The sequence below is a fragment of the Pseudomonas sp. TR47 genome (assembly GCF_044143025.1).
GTDB lineage: Bacteria > Pseudomonadota > Gammaproteobacteria > Pseudomonadales > Pseudomonadaceae > Aquipseudomonas > Aquipseudomonas putida_E.
On record NZ_JBHFCS010000012.1, the window covers coordinates 65,779 to 81,438 of the forward strand.

Here is a 15,660-nt window from a genome sequence, read left to right on the forward strand (position 1 = left end):
GGAGAGTGGTGGTTTGACTATTCCTTGCGACATTCTGGTGTTCGGCGGCACTGGCGATCTGGCCCTGCACAAACTGCTGCCGGCGCTCTATCACCTGTATCGCGAGGCACGCCTGAACATTGCCGTGCGCATCATTGCCCTGGCCCGGCGCAACCTGTCGCGCAACGAGTACCTGAAGCTCGCCGAACGCCATTGCCGAGTGCAGATCGCCCGGAGTGATTTCGACGAAGAAGTGTGGCAACGCTTTTGCGCACGCCTGGACTACTTTCCCATGGACGCCGCGCAAAGTGCCGACTTCGGGCGCCTGGCGCGCTACCTCGGCGAGCCTGGCGGGCTGACCCGCATCTATTACCTGGCCACCGCGCCCAATCTGTTCGTGCCGATTGCCAACCACCTACGGGTGGCGGGCCTGGCCGACCATGAGGCGCGCATCGTGCTGGAAAAGCCGATTGGCCATTCGCTGGAGTCGGCCACCGCCATCAACGAAGCGATCGGCGCGGTGTTCGAGGAATCTCAGGTGTTTCGCATCGACCACTACCTGGGCAAGGAGACCGTGCAGAACCTCATGGCTCTGCGTTTCGCCAATGCGCTGCTTGAACCGGTGTGGCGCAACGGGCAGGTCGATCACGTGCAGATCAGCGTCTGTGAAACCCTCGGCGTAGAAAACCGAGGCGGCTACTACGATCGGTCCGGGGCCACCCGCGACATGCTGCAGAACCACCTGCTGCAGCTGCTGTGCCTGGTAGCCATGGAGCCGCCTGCGCAGTTCGAGGCCGAGGCGGTACGCGACGAGAAGGTCAAGATTCTGCGCGCCCTCAAGCCAATCACCGGCCAGGACGTTCAGGACAAGACCGTGCGCGGTCAGTACGGTGCCGGGCACATCGGCGGCCAGGAAGTGCCCGCCTACTACTTCGAGAAGGACGTGGACAATGACAGCGACACCGAAACCTTCGTCGCCGTCCACGCCCACATCGACAATTGGCGCTGGGCTGGCGTGCCTTTCTATCTGCGCACCGGCAAACGCATGGCACGACGCTCGTCGCAGATCGTCATCCAGTTCAAGCCCGTCCCCCACGAGCTGTTCAACGGTGGCCAGGTCAACCAGCTGTTGATCCGGCTACAGCCCGACGAGCGCATCAGCTTGCGCATGATGACCAAAAGCCCCGGCAAAGGCATGCGCCTGGAGCCGGTGGACCTTGACCTCAACCTGGCGCAGGTGTTCGGCCAGACGCGTCGCTGGGAAGCCTATGAACGCCTGCTGCTGGACGTGCTGGAAGGTGATTCGACGCTGTTCATGCGGCGTGACGAGGTGGAAGCCGCCTGGGCTTGGGTCGACCCGATCATCAAGGGTTGGGAGGAGCATTTTCAGGCCCCCCGCCATTATGCGGCCGGCAGCAATGGCCCAGACCAGGCCAACAGCCTGTTGGCCAGGCACGGCAGGCACTGGCATGGCTGAAGAGGTACGCCACGCAACGATGGGCGGCGGCGCGGCAGGGTGAATATTTATACAGTAGGCGTTTGCCCCGTAACCGGCCTGCCCCTAGAATGGGCGGATGCACACAGATGACCTCTCCCTCCTGCTGAACTCCCTCAACGATGCCCAACGCCAGGCCGTCGCGGCCACGCTCGGGCGTCAGCTGGTGCTTGCTGGCGCCGGTTCCGGTAAAACCCGCGTGCTGGTGCACCGCATCGCCTGGCTGATCCAGGTCGAACAGGCCTCGCCGCACTCGATCCTGTCGGTGACCTTCACCAACAAGGCCGCCGCCGAGATGCGCCAGCGCATCGAGCAATTGCTGGGCATCAACCCGGCCGGCATGTGGGTGGGCACCTTCCACGGCCTGGCGCATCGGTTGTTGCGCGCTCACTGGCAGGAAGCCCGTCTGGTGCAGAACTTCCAGATCCTCGACAGTGATGATCAGCAGCGCCTGGTCAAGCGGGTGATCCGTGAGCTTGGCCTCGATGAGCAGCGCTGGCCCGCGCGCCAGGCCCAGTGGTTCATCAATGGGCAGAAGGACGAAGGCCTGCGCCCACAGCATATCCAGCCCGGTGGCGACCTGTTCCTGGGGACCATGCGCAGCATCTACGTGGCCTACGAGCAGGCCTGCGAACGCGCCGGGGTGATCGACTTCTCCGAGCTCCTGCTGCGGGCCCTGGACCTGTGGCGCGACCACCCGGGCCTGCTCGAACACTACCAGCGGCGCTTCCGTCACCTGCTGGTGGACGAGTTCCAGGACACCAACGCCGTGCAGTACGCCTGGCTGCGCCTGCTGGCTGGCAAGGGCGGCGGCAGCCTGATGGCCGTGGGCGACGACGACCAGTCGATTTACGGCTGGCGCGGCGCCAAGATTGAAAACATTCACCAGTACACGGCTGACTTCCCTGATGCCGAGATGATCCGCCTGGAGCAGAACTACCGCTCCACCGGCGGCATCCTCAAAGCCGCCAACGCGCTGATCGCAAACAACAGCGGGCGCCTGGGCAAAGAGCTGTGGACCGACCTGGGCGAAGGCGAGCCTCTGACCCTTTATGCGGCTTACAACGAGCATGACGAAGCGCGCTACGTGGTCGAGACCATCGAGAGCCTGATCAAGCAAGGCAATTCGCGCAGCGACATCGCCATTCTTTATCGCTCCAACGCCCAGTCGCGCGTGCTGGAAGAAGCGCTGCTGCGCGAGCGCATCCCCTACCGCATCTATGGTGGGCAGCGCTTCTTCGAGCGCGCCGAGATCAAGAACGCCATAGCTTACCTGCGCTTGATGGAAGGCCGTGGCAACGACGCCGCGCTCGAACGGGTAATCAATGTGCCGCCGCGTGGCATCGGTGAAAAAACCGTCGAGGCCATCCGCGAACATGCGCGCCACGGTCAGTTGTCGATGTGGGGCGCCATGTGCCAGTTGCTGGCAGCCAAGGCACTCAAAGGCCGGGCCGCCAGTGCATTGGGCGCTTTCATCGAGCTGATCGAGAGCCTGGCTGGCAAAGTCGCGGACATGCCCCTGCATACCATGACGCAGACGGTCATCGAGCAGTCTGGCCTGATCATCTATCACCAGGAAGAAAAGGGTGAAAAGGGCCAGGCACGGGTAGAAAACCTTGAGGAACTGGTCAGCGCCGCTCGCAACTTCGAAACCACTGACGATGACGCCGACCTTTCGCCGCTGTCGGCCTTCCTCGGCCATGCTTCGCTTGAAGCCGGCGAGGCCCAGGCTGACGAGCACGAAGACAGCATTCAGCTGATGACGTTGCACAGCGCCAAGGGCCTGGAATTCCCCTACGTCTTCTTGGTGGGCATGGAAGAAGGCCTGTTCCCGCACAAGATGAGCCTGGAAGAGCCAGGCCGCCTGGAAGAAGAGCGCCGCCTGGCGTACGTGGGCATTACCCGCGCCATGCGCCAGCTATTTATGACCTATGCCGAAACGCGTCGCCTGTATGGCAGTGAGACCTACAACAAGGTCTCACGATTCGTACGTGAAATTCCGCCTGGCCTGGTTCAGGAAGTGCGTCTTTCGAACAGCGTCAGCCGCCCGTTCGGCGGCGCCAAGAGCACCAGCGCGAGCAGCCTGTTCGCCAATGCCAACATTCCGCAGACCGCTTTCAATCTGGGCCAGCGGGTACAACATTCGGTATTCGGTGAAGGCGTGATCCTCAACTTCGAGGGTTCCGGCGCACAGGCGCGTGTGCAGGTGAACTTTGCCGAAGGCAGCAAGTGGCTGATGCTTGGCTATGCCAAGCTCGAAGCTATCTGAAGCCTGTGGGGCGCGCTGAAATATTTAGGCAAAAGCTGGAAACATTATGTCGCTGGTCATGTGCACAGGAACCTGTGCAACATGACGCGCGTGCAATCCACAACAGGGGAAATCCCATTTATGCAACGTTTTCTTAGCATCGCACTGGCGCTTTGCGTCGGCCTGACGCTGAGCCTGGACGCCAACGCCAAGCGCTTCGGCGGCGGCAAGAGCTCGGGCTCCGCGCCTATCCACCAGACCCGCCAGGCTACGCCAACCACGCCCGCCGCTGCACCGACCGCTCCTGGCCGTGCACCGGCCGCCGCCAGCGGTGCTTCGCGCTGGCTGGGCCCACTGGCCGGCCTCGCCGCCGGTGGCCTGCTGGCGTCCATGTTCATGGGTGACGGCTTCGAGGGCCTACAGATCATGGACTTCCTGATCGTCGCCCTGATCGCGTTCCTGGTGTTCCGCTTCATCGCCGCACGGCGCCGCCAGCAGCAGCCGCAGATGGCCGCTCCGGGCCACGCACCGTTCCAGCGTGAAGCCCACGGCCAGCCTGCCCAGCCGTCGATCTTCGGTGGTTCGGCTGCACCTGCAGCGCCAGCCGCGCCGGTCATCAACGCCCCGGCCTGGTTCAACGAGCAGAGCTTCCTGGCCGCAGCCCGTAGCCACTTCCAGTCGCTGCAGCAGCACTGGGATGCCAACGAGATGGACAAGATCGCCGAGTTCGTCACCCCGCAGATGCTCGAGTTCCTCAAGCGTGAGCGTGCTGATCTGGGTGATGGTTTCCAGGCTACCTACATCGATAATCTCGATGTGCAACTGGACGGTGTCGACGATCGTGCCGACCGCACCGACGCCACCCTGACCTTCCGTGGCGTGTCGAAGACCTCGCGCTTCGACCAGGGCGAACCTTTCAGCGAAAGCTGGCACATGGTTCGTGCCCCGGGCGAGAACCAGCCTTGGCTGGTCGCCGGTATCCGCCAAAACGGTTAACCGTCGCACGTTGCACAAAAAACCCCGGGCTAGCCCCGGGGTTTTTGCTTTTGCCAGACCGCCCTACTAGGGTATAACGCGCAGCGATGTCATCAAGGTTGGAGGAAATGAACCGTGGAAGAAGTGATCGAACAACTCCGTGAAGCCAATGAACCGGTACCGGTGCCCCTGGAGCTTCCCGACGAGGACCAACTGGTCGAGATCGAGGAACAACTGTTCATCAACATTCCGTTCGTATTCAAAGAATTCCTCTTGACCGTCAGCGACGTGGTGTACGGCTCCCTGGAACCGGTCACCGTCACCGATCCCCAGTCACATACCTACCTGCCCGACGTGGCCGCCAATGCCTGGGATGCTGGAGTACCGCGTGACCTGATCCCGCTGTGCCAGGACGGCGACAATTTCTACTGCGTCGAGGAAGACGGCACGGTGGTGTTGTGGGATGCCGACGAGGAAGGGGTTGGTGAAGACAGCTGGGAATCGGTCTGGCACTGGGCACGGGACGTCTGGCTGGAAAGCTGATGACTTGCACGGTCGCCAGGCTTTAAGCGCCTGGCGACATCGTTACCGCTCCGTCCACTCCGACAATGGTGGAATCCAGCGCAGATACCCTCCCGCTCAGTGCGTGTTTTCCCGGCTGTTTTCCAGCGTCTCCAGCAGGGCGATCTGCATCCGCGAATGCACACGGATGAACCAGCGCCACAGCACCGCCACCACTATTGCGGCCACCACGGCAATGATCAGCAGCAATTCGTTGGTCGGCAGGATGCTTGCCGACAACGCCGACAGCAGCAGGAAGATGACCAGCAGTGACAGCAGCGGGATCACTTCGGCCACTACACGGCGAACGCGCTGGGTATGGCGCCCTGCCATTTCCGGTTTGACACCCATCTCCGCCAACAGCATCGACAACGCTTTGAGCTTGCGATAGGCAGCGATAAGGAAGGGCAGCGACAACAACAGCGCCGCGCCCCAGATTATCGCCTTTTGCTGGCTGACATCGCTCACCCATTCACTGAGCCAAGTACCGATACGTACAGCGAAATAGCCGCCGCTGAAGAAAATCGCGATCACCAGCGCCAGGTTGACACCCACCTGCAGCAGGATGCGCCGGATCATCGCGGCCAGCATCGCGCTTTCACCCTGCGGCTGGATACTGCGCAGCCATTCGCCATACAGCGACAGCACGCGCGACAGCCGGCTCGGCATCACCTTGCCCAGCTTCAGCGACAGCGGGTCCGCAGCGCGGATGAGATAGGGCGTGAGCAACGTGGTGATGGCCGAAACAGCCACCGCAACCGGGTAGAGGAAGTCACTGGTAACCTGCAGCGTCATGCCCAAGGCCGCAATGATGAAAGAGAACTCGCCGATCTGTGACAGCCCCATGCCCACGCGCAGCGAGGTACGGCCGTCGTTGCCGGCAATGAATGCACCCATGCCGCAGGACAGCATTTTGCCCAGCACCACCGCTACGGTGATCACCACAATCGGCCAGGCGTAGTCGAGCAGCACGTTCGGGTCGATCATCAAGCCAATGGCGACGAAGAATATGGCGCTGAACAAGTCACGTACCGGCTCGATCAGCCGTTCGATCTTCAGCAACTGGCGGGATTCGGCCATGATCGCACCGATCAGGAAAGCCCCCAGCACCATGCTGTACTCGAGTTTGACCACCAGCAGGCAGAAGCCGAAGCACAGGCCCAGGACGGTGATCAGCAGCATCTCGTTGCTTTCGAATTTCGCCACGTAGGCCAGCAGTCGCGGCACCAGCAAAATGCCGATGACCAGCGCCACGATCATGAACAGTGACAGCTTGCCGACCGTGGAAAAGACCTCACCGGAACTGACCGTACCGCTGACCGCAATCCCCGACAGCAGCGCGATAATGCCGATGCCCAGAATATCCTCGACGATCAGCACGCCGAAGATCAGCTGCGCAAAACGCTCGTTTTTCATCTTCAGGTCGTTGAGTGCCTTGACGATGATGGTGGTCGAGGAAATCGCCAGGATCGCACCGAGGAACAGCGAGTCCATGGTGCTCCAGCCAAACCAGCGGCCGATCTCGAAACCGATCCAGATCATCAGGACGATTTCCAGAAACGCTGCAATGAACGCCGTGGCCCCCACCTTGAACAGCTTGCGCAGGCTGAACTCAAGCCCCAGGCAGAACATCAGGAAGATCACCCCCAGCTCGGCCAGGGTCTTGATGGTGTCTTCATCGTGAATCAGGCCGAACGGCGGGGTGTGCGGGCCGATGATGAAACCGGCAACGATATAGCCCAGCACTACTGGCTGCTTGAAGCGATGAAAGAGGATGGTCACTACCCCGGCGACCAGCATGATCACTGCCAGATCCTGGATGAAGCTGATGGCATGCATGGCGCGATACTCCTTTTCGTTGCCCGGGCAAACCGCTCCTCTGCCAAGGCAAACCCGAGCGAGCAGCAAATACATACTGTATTGAGTGCAGGAAGGCCCATGTTGCATGGGCTTACTCAGGTTAACATCGCACCCAACCGCATAATGCCGATGCAATATGTGGAAACAGATCGGCCGTTCAACGGCCCCTGATGGCATGATCGGCGTGACGACGGCGCTTCTGTCGACGTCCCGTATCAGGAAGGCAACTTCAAGAGGGGAAACAGAAAGTGTCAGCAGATACCCGCCCCGATTCAGCGCAACCTCACCGTGAGCACACTATGGAACCTGGAAACGCCCAGCTGAGCATGACCGTCCTGATGACCCCGGACATGGCCAACTTTTCTGGCAACGTACATGGCGGCACCCTGCTCAAGTATCTCGATGAAGTGGCCTATGCCTGCGCCAGCCGCTATGCCGGCAGCTATGTGGTAACCCTGTCGGTCGATCAGGTGATTTTCCGCGAGCCGGTGCACGTGGGCGAACTGGTGACGTTCCTGGCCTCGGTCAACTACACCGGCAATACCTCCATGGAGGTGGGCATCAAGGTGGTGACCGAGAACATTCGCGAACGCTCGGTGCGGCATTCCAACAGCTGCTTTTTCACCATGGTCGCGGTCGACGACAACCGCCGCCCGGTCCCGGTCCCTGCGCGTCAGCCGCAGTCCAGTGAAGAAAAGCGCCGTTTCCTGCAGGGCCAGCAACGCCGGCAGATCCGTCAGGAGCTGGAAAAGCGTTACCAGGACCTGAAGACCGACGCCCTTTAAAACGCCAGGGGCTGCGCCTCGAAGCGTACACGCGGGTGAGCGATGCGGTCCTGAGCGCGCACCAACTGCAGTTCGTAGCTGGCGCAGGCCTGGGTTTCCAGCAGCACCTCATGCACAGCTGCCGCGGTGTATTCGAAGGCTTGCACCCAGCTGTCGCCCAACAGCACCCGGGCCAGGAACAGCCCTGAGGTCAAGTCCCCTACCCCGACCGGCTGGCGAGGGAATGCCAGCAGCGGGCGGCGCAAGTGCCAGCTGTGGTCATGGGTGACCAGCAACATTTCAAACATGTCTTCGCAACGCCCCGGGTAGGCCAGGTGCTTGACCAGCACAACCTGCGGGCCACGCTCGAGCAGGCCGCGAGCCATGTCCACGCAATCTTCCAGGCTTTGCGCGCGCCGGCCACAAAAACTGTCCAGCTCCAGCTGGTTGGGGCACAGGATGTCAGCCTGGGCAACCGCATCGTCCAGCAGGAACTCGCTCACCTCCTGGGGCACGATGCAGCCCTTCTCCGCATGCCCCATGACCGGGTCGCACAGGTACAGCGCCTTCGGGTTGACCGCCTTGATCCGCTCTACACCTGCCAATATCGCCCGCCCCTGTTCGGCGCTACCCAGATAGCCCGAGAGCACGGCATCGCAATGCCCCAGTTCGCCAATGTTGGAAATGCCTTCCACCAACGCAGGAATTTGCGCTGGAGCAAGCACTTCGCCCGCCCACTGGCCATACTGAGTGTGGTTGGAGAACTGCACGGTATTGAGCGGCCAGACATTGACCCCGATACGCTGCATGGGGAACACCGCGGCGCTGTTGCCGGCGTGGCCGAACACCACGTGGGACTGAATGGCGAGCAGGTGCGGAGTGCGTTTCATGCGGGCGTTTTCCAAAGCTGTTTCAAGGATTGTGCGTCGCGCAGTATGAACTCGATTGCCACCTGTACGACAGACCAGGGACGCAGTTAAGCTGGATCGACCTGTTTGGAGCATACGCAAATGTTGACCCTGGAGAATCTCTTCGTCCTGATGCTGGTGGCCACGGCAGGCGCTTGGTTATGGCACAACCACGGGCTGCGCGAGAAAGCCCTGGAACGGGTCAAACAGCATTGTGCCAAGCTGGATCTGGAGCTGCTCGACGATGCCGTCGCGCTCAAGCGCATCGCATTCCTGCGCGATGCCAACGGCAGAAAGCGCCTGGCCCGCGTGTATGCCTTCGAGTTCACTGTCACCGGCGAACAACGCCACCCGGGCACGGTGACTCAGTTTGGCGCTCATAGCGTGCAGATCGAGCTGGCGCCCTACCCGTTCGAGATCAATACGCCGCCACGGGCCGACAACGTGATCGAGATGAAGCAATGGCGCCAGGAACACAATCGCTGGCACAACTGATCACACCACCCGGCAAGCCTCCAGCGCAGCCTGCAGCGCTTGAAGGGGTTGGGGCTGGTCGAAAATAAGCTCAATGCGCGTGTCCTTGCGCCAGTCACTCGGCTGCCAAGCCGGCAAATTGCCGTCAAGGCCGTTGAAAGACTGCCACCCCTGCGGGCTGTGGATAACACCTTTGGCCCGACGCCATGAGTGAGAGTCAAGCAAGCCACGCAGGGCCTGTGGATCGAATTGCTGGCTTGGGTGCCAGCGCCAGCCGACACTCCAGCCGCCCTCACCTTGCTGTGCATGACAGATTGGCTGACGTGGGTCTATCCACAGGGCGCCTGCGGCCGCTTGGTGATTGTCCACAACCCTTTTATCCACAGCAGCATCGCTCACGGCGGCTGTGGATGAATAAGGAAGCCTGGAAACTGCTAACAGCCCCTGCTCTGTCCAAACGCCCTGTTTCGCTGCAAATTCCTTATTTATCAACAACCTACTATTTTCATCAACAGCCTCGCTCTTATTGAAAACGACCAGCGCCGCGGCTGCCAGGGCCTGCTGTTGCGCATCAGGTAACGGCTCACCTCGCGCCAGCGCTTGAGCATCCACAACCATCACCATCGGCTGCAGCGTCAGCACTCCAACCCAGGGGGCCTGATTCAGTTGAGCCAGTAACTGCAAGGGGTGACCAAGACCCGAAGGTTCAATGAACAGCCGGTCGGGCCGCGCCTTGCGCAACAGGCGCCCCAGCCCGACCTGAAACGGAGTGCCATTGACGCAGCACAGGCATCCACCCGCCACTTCGGCAATGGCAACCCCATCTTCATCACGGCTGAGCAGGGCCGCATCCAGGCCGATCTGGCCAAACTCATTGACCAGTACGGCCCAACGCTCGCCGGCCGGGCGCTGAGCCATAAGCTGACGGATGAGGCTGGTCTTGCCTGCACCCAAGGGGCCAGCGATGACATGGGTAGGAATGTTCTGCAGCATGCGTTTACTTCAGGCCGGAATTCACTCCACTATGCCCCGTCACGCCAACCAGTCAAGGCTGAGCAACAGGCGAGGATCATGGCCAGCCGGCGAGCGATGGATCAGGCCTGCCCCTTCGTTGCCTACCCATTTTTCGCCCTTCAGCAGCGCAACATCACCCGCTTGCAGTCGTTGGATGTTATCCACAGGTGCCGGTGCGAGCTGCAATCCGGCTCGTTCGATGGCTCCTTCGCACAGCCATTCGCTGCCGCAGCCCACATAAGTCGTGAGCAGGCGCACAGGCACGTTATCCACATGAAAGCGCGGGCACATGGCATTGTGCAGTACCCGCACGCGCAGACCGACCCGACGTGCACCCAACAGGCACGTATAGGCTGAAATCAGCCAGCACACATCTGCGACGAAACTCTCATAGCCCTGCAGATCAGCCGCTTCCCCCAAAAAGCCCGGCAGTAACGGCGGCTCATGCTCATGCACCTCGAGCACCCGCTGGTCCGCCAACGGTTGGCCGAGGCTGACCACCAATCCCGCGAAGTCTTCAACCTGGGCAGGCAAGCGTCGCTGCCAGACTGCCAGGTTCACGCCCTCTTGAAATATGTCGGTGAGTACCCGAGGCGATTCGCCGTGTACTTGGCGGATATCCACAGGCTGAGCCGCTGGCGTCATGCTGCCTCCTCGGTGTGCCATCGACCGAAAGGATCCGGCAGGCGCAGCCAGCCCGCATGGCCCATTTCCATCTCGTCATCGGTCAACAAGCAGGCATCCAGGTCTGTGGATAACTGGGCAAAGTCGATATTCTGCCCAATGAACACCAGCTCCTGACGGCAGTCACCACTCTCAGCCACCCAGTGTTCAAGAATTTCTGCAGCGCTCTGTTCGTCCTGCGGCCAGTGTTCCTTTGGCACAAAACGCCACCAGCGACCGGCCAGTCCATAGCGCATCATGCCGCCAGCCTGCGACCAGCTGCCAGCCTCCTGAAACTTGCTGGCCAGCCAAAAGAAGCCTTTGGAGCGCAGTAACCGGCCATTGCTCCATTGCTTGTGGATAAAATCAAAGAAGCGTTGTGGGTGCAGCGGCCTGCGAGCTTGCCAGGTAGTAGCGGCAATGCCGTATTCCTCGGTTTCCGGCACATGCTCACCGCGCAGTTCCTGAAGCCATCCAGGTGCCTGTGCAGCCTGCTCGAAATCGAAAAGGCCGGTATCCAGGATCTGTGCCAGCGGCACCTGGCCCATGACCATCGGCAAAATCTGCGCTCGGGCATTGAGGCTGCGCAAAATGGCGATGAGCTCCTCGCGCTCATGCTGGCTGATCAGGTCGATCTTGCTCAGCAGCAGTACATCAGCAAACTCCACCTGTTCGATCAGCAGGTCGCTGATCGATCGCTCATCGTCGTCCCCCAAGGTTTCGCCACGGCTCGCCAGGCTGTCCGCCGCCTGATAATCGCGCAGGAAGTTCAGGCCATCGACCACCGTCACCATGGTGTCCAGCCGTGCCATGTCGCTCAAGCTACGGCCCTGCTCATCGCGGAAAGTGAACGTCTCAGCTACAGGCAGCGGCTCGGAGATGCCTGTGGACTCGATCAGCAGATAATCGAACCGGCCTTCATTCGCCAGCCGTGCGACTTCCTCCAGCAGGTCCTCGCGCAGGGTGCAGCAGATGCAGCCGTTGCTCATCTCAACCAGCTTTTCTTCAGCCCGATTCAGGCTGACATTACGCTGGACCTCACTGGCATCAATGTTGATTTCGCTCATGTCATTGACGATGACTGCGACACGCAGGTTGTCGCGATTACGCAGGACGTGGTTGAGCAAGGTGCTTTTACCGGCACCCAGGAAGCCGGAAAGCACAGTAACGGGAAGACGATTGGGCATGGCGAAACCTCTACAGGCAGACGCATTCGAAACGATGCATTGCACAATGTTATAAAGTAACAATACAATTTCGCCAAGCCGTTCTCGTCGGATGAGTACCCGGAGATGGAAATGAACCTGTCACCTGCCGCCCTGTTGCTGCTGCTCGCTGCGCCTACATCCTTGCTTGCGATGCCTCAGCAAAACACGCTGGCGGTATGTACACGCAGCGCGACGCTGTTGGCCTGCAAGGGCGCCAATGGCAGTTACTACAGCGTGCGTACGGAGGGCAGCCACTTCTACCTGCGCGGTTTCGACAGTGCGACGCGCCGCTTATGGGCGCAAACCAACAGCCGCTATGGAGCGCTGACATTCTTCACCGGCCTGGCCAGCGATGGTGAAGCCTGGGTTGGCTACAGCCGCCGAGTTGGCTGGACCTCTCTTAACCGCGTTTCCAGCTCCAACGGCCAACGGTTCAATCTGCATTGCAGCCTGGTCGGTGGCTGCCGCTGACATTTCTTTTATCTGGTATTGCCAATGACTAGCCTGACGCTCCCCGATATCGCCGCACAGACACATCAGTATGCTACGCCACTGGCCTGGGTGGGCATGTGCGGGATCGCCCAGCTCGTGCACTTCGACGGGCGTAGCGTGGCGGCCATGGCCGATGCAGGTGTAAGCCTGGAGGATGGCGCCTCGCGCGGTATTCATATGTCCCGGCTGTACCTGTCACTGGAGCGTCTCGAACGTCAATCGCTGACTCCGTTGGCAATCCGCCAGATACTGGCAGATTTTTTGGCTAGTCATGAGGGCCTATCCCATGCCGCCTACCTGCGTTTGACCTTCGATCATTTGTTGAAAAGGCCGGCCCTTGTCAGCCCATTGGCAGGATGGAAAAGCTACTCGATCACCGTGAATGCCAAGGTTGAAAATGGAATGTTCCACGTGGAACTATCGGTTCGCGTGCCTTATTCGTCGACCTGCCCATGCTCTGCGGCACTTGCACGGCAATTGATTCAGCAACAATTCCAGGCAGACTTTTCCGGGCAGGCAATGAACCGAGAGGCGGTCGTGGAGTGGTTGGGCAGCAGCCAGGGCATCGTTGCTACCCCCCACAGCCAACGGAGCCTGGCTGAGGTTCACGTACGATTGGGCGAAAGCCTGGAAGTACTACCGGTCACGGAGCTGATCGACCAGATTGAGGCAAGCTTGGGCACCGCCGTTCAAACAGCCGTGAAACGCGCAGACGAACAGGCATTCGCCTTGGCCAACGGACAGAACCTGATGTTCTGCGAAGATGCCGCCCGCCGCCTGCATGAAGCGTTGCGACAGATGGAATGGACCACGGCCTTCAAGCTGCGCGTGGTACATGCAGAAAGCCTGCATGCCCACGACGCAGTAGCCGCCAGCCATTGGCAATGGTGAGCTCTTCAGGTACGCGGCTTTACTGTTCCACAGTCATTTCCCAGCCATACCGCACGGGTATTCATACTGCCCCGTTGCTGAACGCCCGAAGCATTGAATGTCCCGTTGACCTGGGTAGTGAACTCCTTATCGCTGAGGAAAGTAGCCTGGCCGGTACCCTGAGCTTTTGGGCAACTGAACTGAAACTTCCAGACATTGCCGGTCCGGTCGGTAATCTTTTGCGTGCAGCCTGACTGAGGGTCCTGCAAGGGAATATCGTTTGTTTTCACCTGCTCCGGCGTCAGGCAGGAACGCACGCCATTACCTGCTACCGCGATGCCCTGCTTGGCCAGCGCCCCTTCCATCATAGCCCTCTGCTCGGGCGGCAGGTTCTTCAGTTGGCCAAGCATGAACTGCATGTCCGGCAACTGCTTACCGTCGACCTGCATGTTGCTGGTGGTGAGCTCCCACAGACCAGGCTGCAACATCTGCGCATGCACCAGTGGGCTAGCCAGGCCAAAAGCCAGGGCCAGCATTGGCAGACGAATCTTCATGGACGAACGCTCCTCAAAATAACCGGCTCATGGCCGGGCAAAGGCTTAGACGGCAAATCCGCTTTCAGGTTGCAAGGCGGCCCTGGAAGTGTTCTGTTATCTGCTGTGTATTTGCCAAGCAGGATGCGTATGGATTACCACAGCCCCTACTTCTTCGGCTATGTGCTCGGGCTCGTTCACTTGCTTGGCATCATCGCCGCGCTGCATGCGGTGTTTACCGTGCGTACTGCCCAAGGGGCCATCGCCTGGGCCATGTCGCTGTTCTTCATTCCCTACTTCACCCTCATCCCCTACCTGGTATTCGGTGCCCGCTCCTTCAATGCCTACATCAAGGCTCGGCGCCAGGCCAACCAGGAAATGCACGTGGCCATGGCCAACCTCAACTGGCGGCCATGGGTGGAGGAAGCCCTCACCGCTCGGGAGTCACAGAGCTACGCCGCCCTGCGTGCCATGCCGAAACTTGGGCGAATGCCATGCCTGGCCAATAACCAAGTGAAGCTGTTGATCGATGGCAAGGCCACCTTCGACGCCATCTTCGCGGCTATCGAACAAGCGCGAGAAGTGGTGCTGGTACAGTTCTTCATCATCCACAACGACACCCTCGGCAAAGCACTGCAGCAACTGTTGCTGCGCAAAGCGGCCGATGGCGTGAAGGTGTTCGTGCTGTATGACAGGGTTGGCAGCCATGCCTTGCCCGCCAGCTACAGCCAGAGCCTCAGAGACGCAGGTGTACAGATCCATGCCTTCGCCACCCGCCGCGGCTGGTTCAATCGCTTCCAGGTGAACTTCCGTAACCACCGCAAGATTGTCGTGGTCGATGGGGTCACCGGTTTCATCGGCGGGCACAACGTCGGTGATGAATACCTTGGCGGCAACCCCCAGCTCTCGCCCTGGCGTGATACCCACGTGCAGATCGGCGGCCCGGTGCTGGCCTGCCTGCAGGAGTCTTTCGCCGAAGACTGGTACTGGGCAACGCGTCAGCTACCGCCACTGATCCTGCCGGACACCTATCCTGACAATGGTGTGCTGTGCCAGGCCCTGGCCAGCGGGCCGGCAGATTCCCAGGAAACCTGCTCACTGTTTTTCATCGAAGCCATCCACTCCGCGACTCGCCGCGTATGGATCACCAGCCCCTACTTCATTCCCGACGAGGCCGTGTTCGCCGCACTGCGCCTGGCCGTGCTGCGCGGTGTGGATGTGCGCATCCTGATTCCAGCGCGGCCTGACCATCGGATCGTTTACGCAGCCTCCAGCCTGTTCGCCTTCGAGGCCGTACGGGCGGGGGTACGCATGTTCCGCTATCAGCCAGGTTTCCTTCATCAGAAGGTGGTGTTGGTGGACGACGAGGTCAGTGCTATCGGTAGTGCCAACCTGGACAACCGCTCGTTCCGGCTCAACTTCGAAATTACCCTGCTGACCGTGGATCGGGATTTCGCGGATCAGGTCGAAACGATGTTGACCACTGATTTCGAGAAGGCCAGGGAAATTACGCCTGAGGACAGCAGTAAAACCCACCGCATTCAACAGCTAGGGATGCGTATTGCGCGGTTGATTTCGCCGATACTCTGATAGGTAACCGGGGCCGCTGAAGCGCC

General features: G+C 60.5%; 15 protein-coding genes. 9 read left to right on the forward strand and 6 right to left on the reverse strand.

Translation table 11 applies throughout. From position 1 onward, the window contains the following. Positions 1 to 13 precede the first annotated feature (13 nt). The 4 genes from zwf to ACEWE8_RS14495 all read left to right on the forward strand — a co-directional run bounded on the left by zwf (position 14) and on the right by ACEWE8_RS14495 (position 5,240). Positions 14 to 1,456 (forward strand): glucose-6-phosphate dehydrogenase, encoded by a 1,443-nt coding sequence (gene zwf / locus ACEWE8_RS14480; protein WP_046786757.1) that lies wholly within the window; start codon positions 14 to 16, stop codon positions 1,454 to 1,456. Between the two features lie 97 nt (positions 1,457 to 1,553). Further along, positions 1,554 to 3,743: a DNA helicase II gene (gene uvrD, locus ACEWE8_RS14485; RefSeq protein ID WP_046786758.1), complete on the forward strand. Its 2,190-nt coding sequence runs from the start codon at positions 1,554 to 1,556 to the stop codon at positions 3,741 to 3,743. Positions 3,744 to 3,863: 120 nt separating this feature from the next. After that, positions 3,864 to 4,718 carry a Tim44 domain-containing protein gene (locus ACEWE8_RS14490; RefSeq protein ID WP_012316883.1) on the forward strand — a complete coding sequence of 285 codons (855 nt, stop codon included), beginning with the start codon at positions 3,864 to 3,866 and terminating at the stop codon, positions 4,716 to 4,718. 114 nt (positions 4,719 to 4,832) lie between these two features. Next, a complete protein-coding gene (locus ACEWE8_RS14495) occupies positions 4,833 to 5,240 on the forward strand; it encodes an SMI1/KNR4 family protein (protein WP_046786759.1) in 408 nt (135 codons plus the stop codon). Positions 5,241 to 5,336: 96 nt separating this feature from the next. Here the strand turns inward: ACEWE8_RS14495 and ACEWE8_RS14500 are convergent, their stop codons facing one another. Continuing rightward, positions 5,337 to 7,097, reverse strand: a complete 1,761-nt coding sequence (locus ACEWE8_RS14500) for a cation:proton antiporter (protein ID WP_046786760.1) — start codon at positions 7,095 to 7,097, stop codon at positions 5,337 to 5,339. Between the two features lie 320 nt (positions 7,098 to 7,417). Between ACEWE8_RS14500 and ACEWE8_RS14505 the strand changes: the two genes are divergently transcribed. Beyond that, positions 7,418 to 7,903, forward strand: a complete 486-nt coding sequence (locus ACEWE8_RS14505; RefSeq protein ID WP_012316886.1) for an acyl-CoA thioesterase — start codon at positions 7,418 to 7,420, stop codon at positions 7,901 to 7,903. Here the strand turns inward: ACEWE8_RS14505 and pdxY are convergent. Then, entirely contained in the window at positions 7,900 to 8,772 is an 873-nt protein-coding gene (gene pdxY / locus ACEWE8_RS14510; protein WP_046786761.1) for a pyridoxal kinase PdxY, read from the reverse strand. The two genes, ACEWE8_RS14505 and pdxY, sit on opposite strands and share 4 nt — an antisense overlap. Positions 8,773 to 8,892: 120 nt before the next feature. Between pdxY and ACEWE8_RS14515 the strand changes: the two genes are divergently transcribed. Then, positions 8,893 to 9,285 (forward strand): DUF3301 domain-containing protein, encoded by a 393-nt coding sequence (locus ACEWE8_RS14515; RefSeq protein ID WP_012316888.1) that lies wholly within the window; start codon positions 8,893 to 8,895, stop codon positions 9,283 to 9,285. On the opposite strand, the gene ACEWE8_RS14520 is transcribed toward ACEWE8_RS14515, so the two are convergent. From ACEWE8_RS14520 to zigA, 3 genes are read right to left on the reverse strand one after another with little or no spacing between them, the layout of a single operon-like run. Beyond that, the gene (locus ACEWE8_RS14520) at positions 9,286 to 10,257 is read right to left on the reverse strand and encodes a GTP-binding protein (protein WP_046786762.1); all 972 of its coding nucleotides are present in this window, start codon (positions 10,255 to 10,257) and stop codon (positions 9,286 to 9,288) included. It abuts the gene before it with no gap. 39 nt (positions 10,258 to 10,296) lie between these two features. Next, positions 10,297 to 10,923 (reverse strand): DUF1826 domain-containing protein, encoded by a 627-nt coding sequence (locus ACEWE8_RS14525; protein WP_046786763.1) that lies wholly within the window; start codon positions 10,921 to 10,923, stop codon positions 10,297 to 10,299. Then, positions 10,920 to 12,128 (reverse strand): zinc metallochaperone GTPase ZigA, encoded by a 1,209-nt coding sequence (zigA, locus tag ACEWE8_RS14530; protein ID WP_046786764.1) that lies wholly within the window; start codon positions 12,126 to 12,128, stop codon positions 10,920 to 10,922. Before zigA ends, ACEWE8_RS14525 begins: the two co-directional genes overlap by 4 nt. A gap of 111 nt (positions 12,129 to 12,239) precedes the next feature. Here zigA and ACEWE8_RS14535 point away from each other — a divergent pair, with 111 nt between their 5' ends. Then, positions 12,240 to 12,620, forward strand: coding sequence for a hypothetical protein (locus ACEWE8_RS14535; protein WP_046787058.1), 381 nt, complete (start codon positions 12,240 to 12,242; stop codon positions 12,618 to 12,620). 24 nt (positions 12,621 to 12,644) lie between these two features. Then, positions 12,645 to 13,532, forward strand: coding sequence for a GTP cyclohydrolase FolE2 (folE2, locus tag ACEWE8_RS14540; RefSeq protein WP_046786765.1), 888 nt, complete (start codon positions 12,645 to 12,647; stop codon positions 13,530 to 13,532). A 5-nt stretch (positions 13,533 to 13,537) separates the two neighbouring features. On the opposite strand, the gene ACEWE8_RS14545 is transcribed toward folE2, so the two are convergent. After that, a complete protein-coding gene (locus tag ACEWE8_RS14545; protein ID WP_039602348.1) occupies positions 13,538 to 14,065 on the reverse strand; it encodes a DUF3617 domain-containing protein in 528 nt (175 codons plus the stop codon). A gap of 129 nt (positions 14,066 to 14,194) precedes the next feature. On the opposite strand from ACEWE8_RS14545, the gene cls reads away from it, so the two are divergent. Next, positions 14,195 to 15,634 carry a cardiolipin synthase gene (cls, locus tag ACEWE8_RS14550; RefSeq protein ID WP_046786766.1) on the forward strand — a complete coding sequence of 480 codons (1,440 nt, stop codon included), beginning with the start codon at positions 14,195 to 14,197 and terminating at the stop codon, positions 15,632 to 15,634. The last annotated feature ends 26 nt before the right edge of the window (positions 15,635 to 15,660 follow it).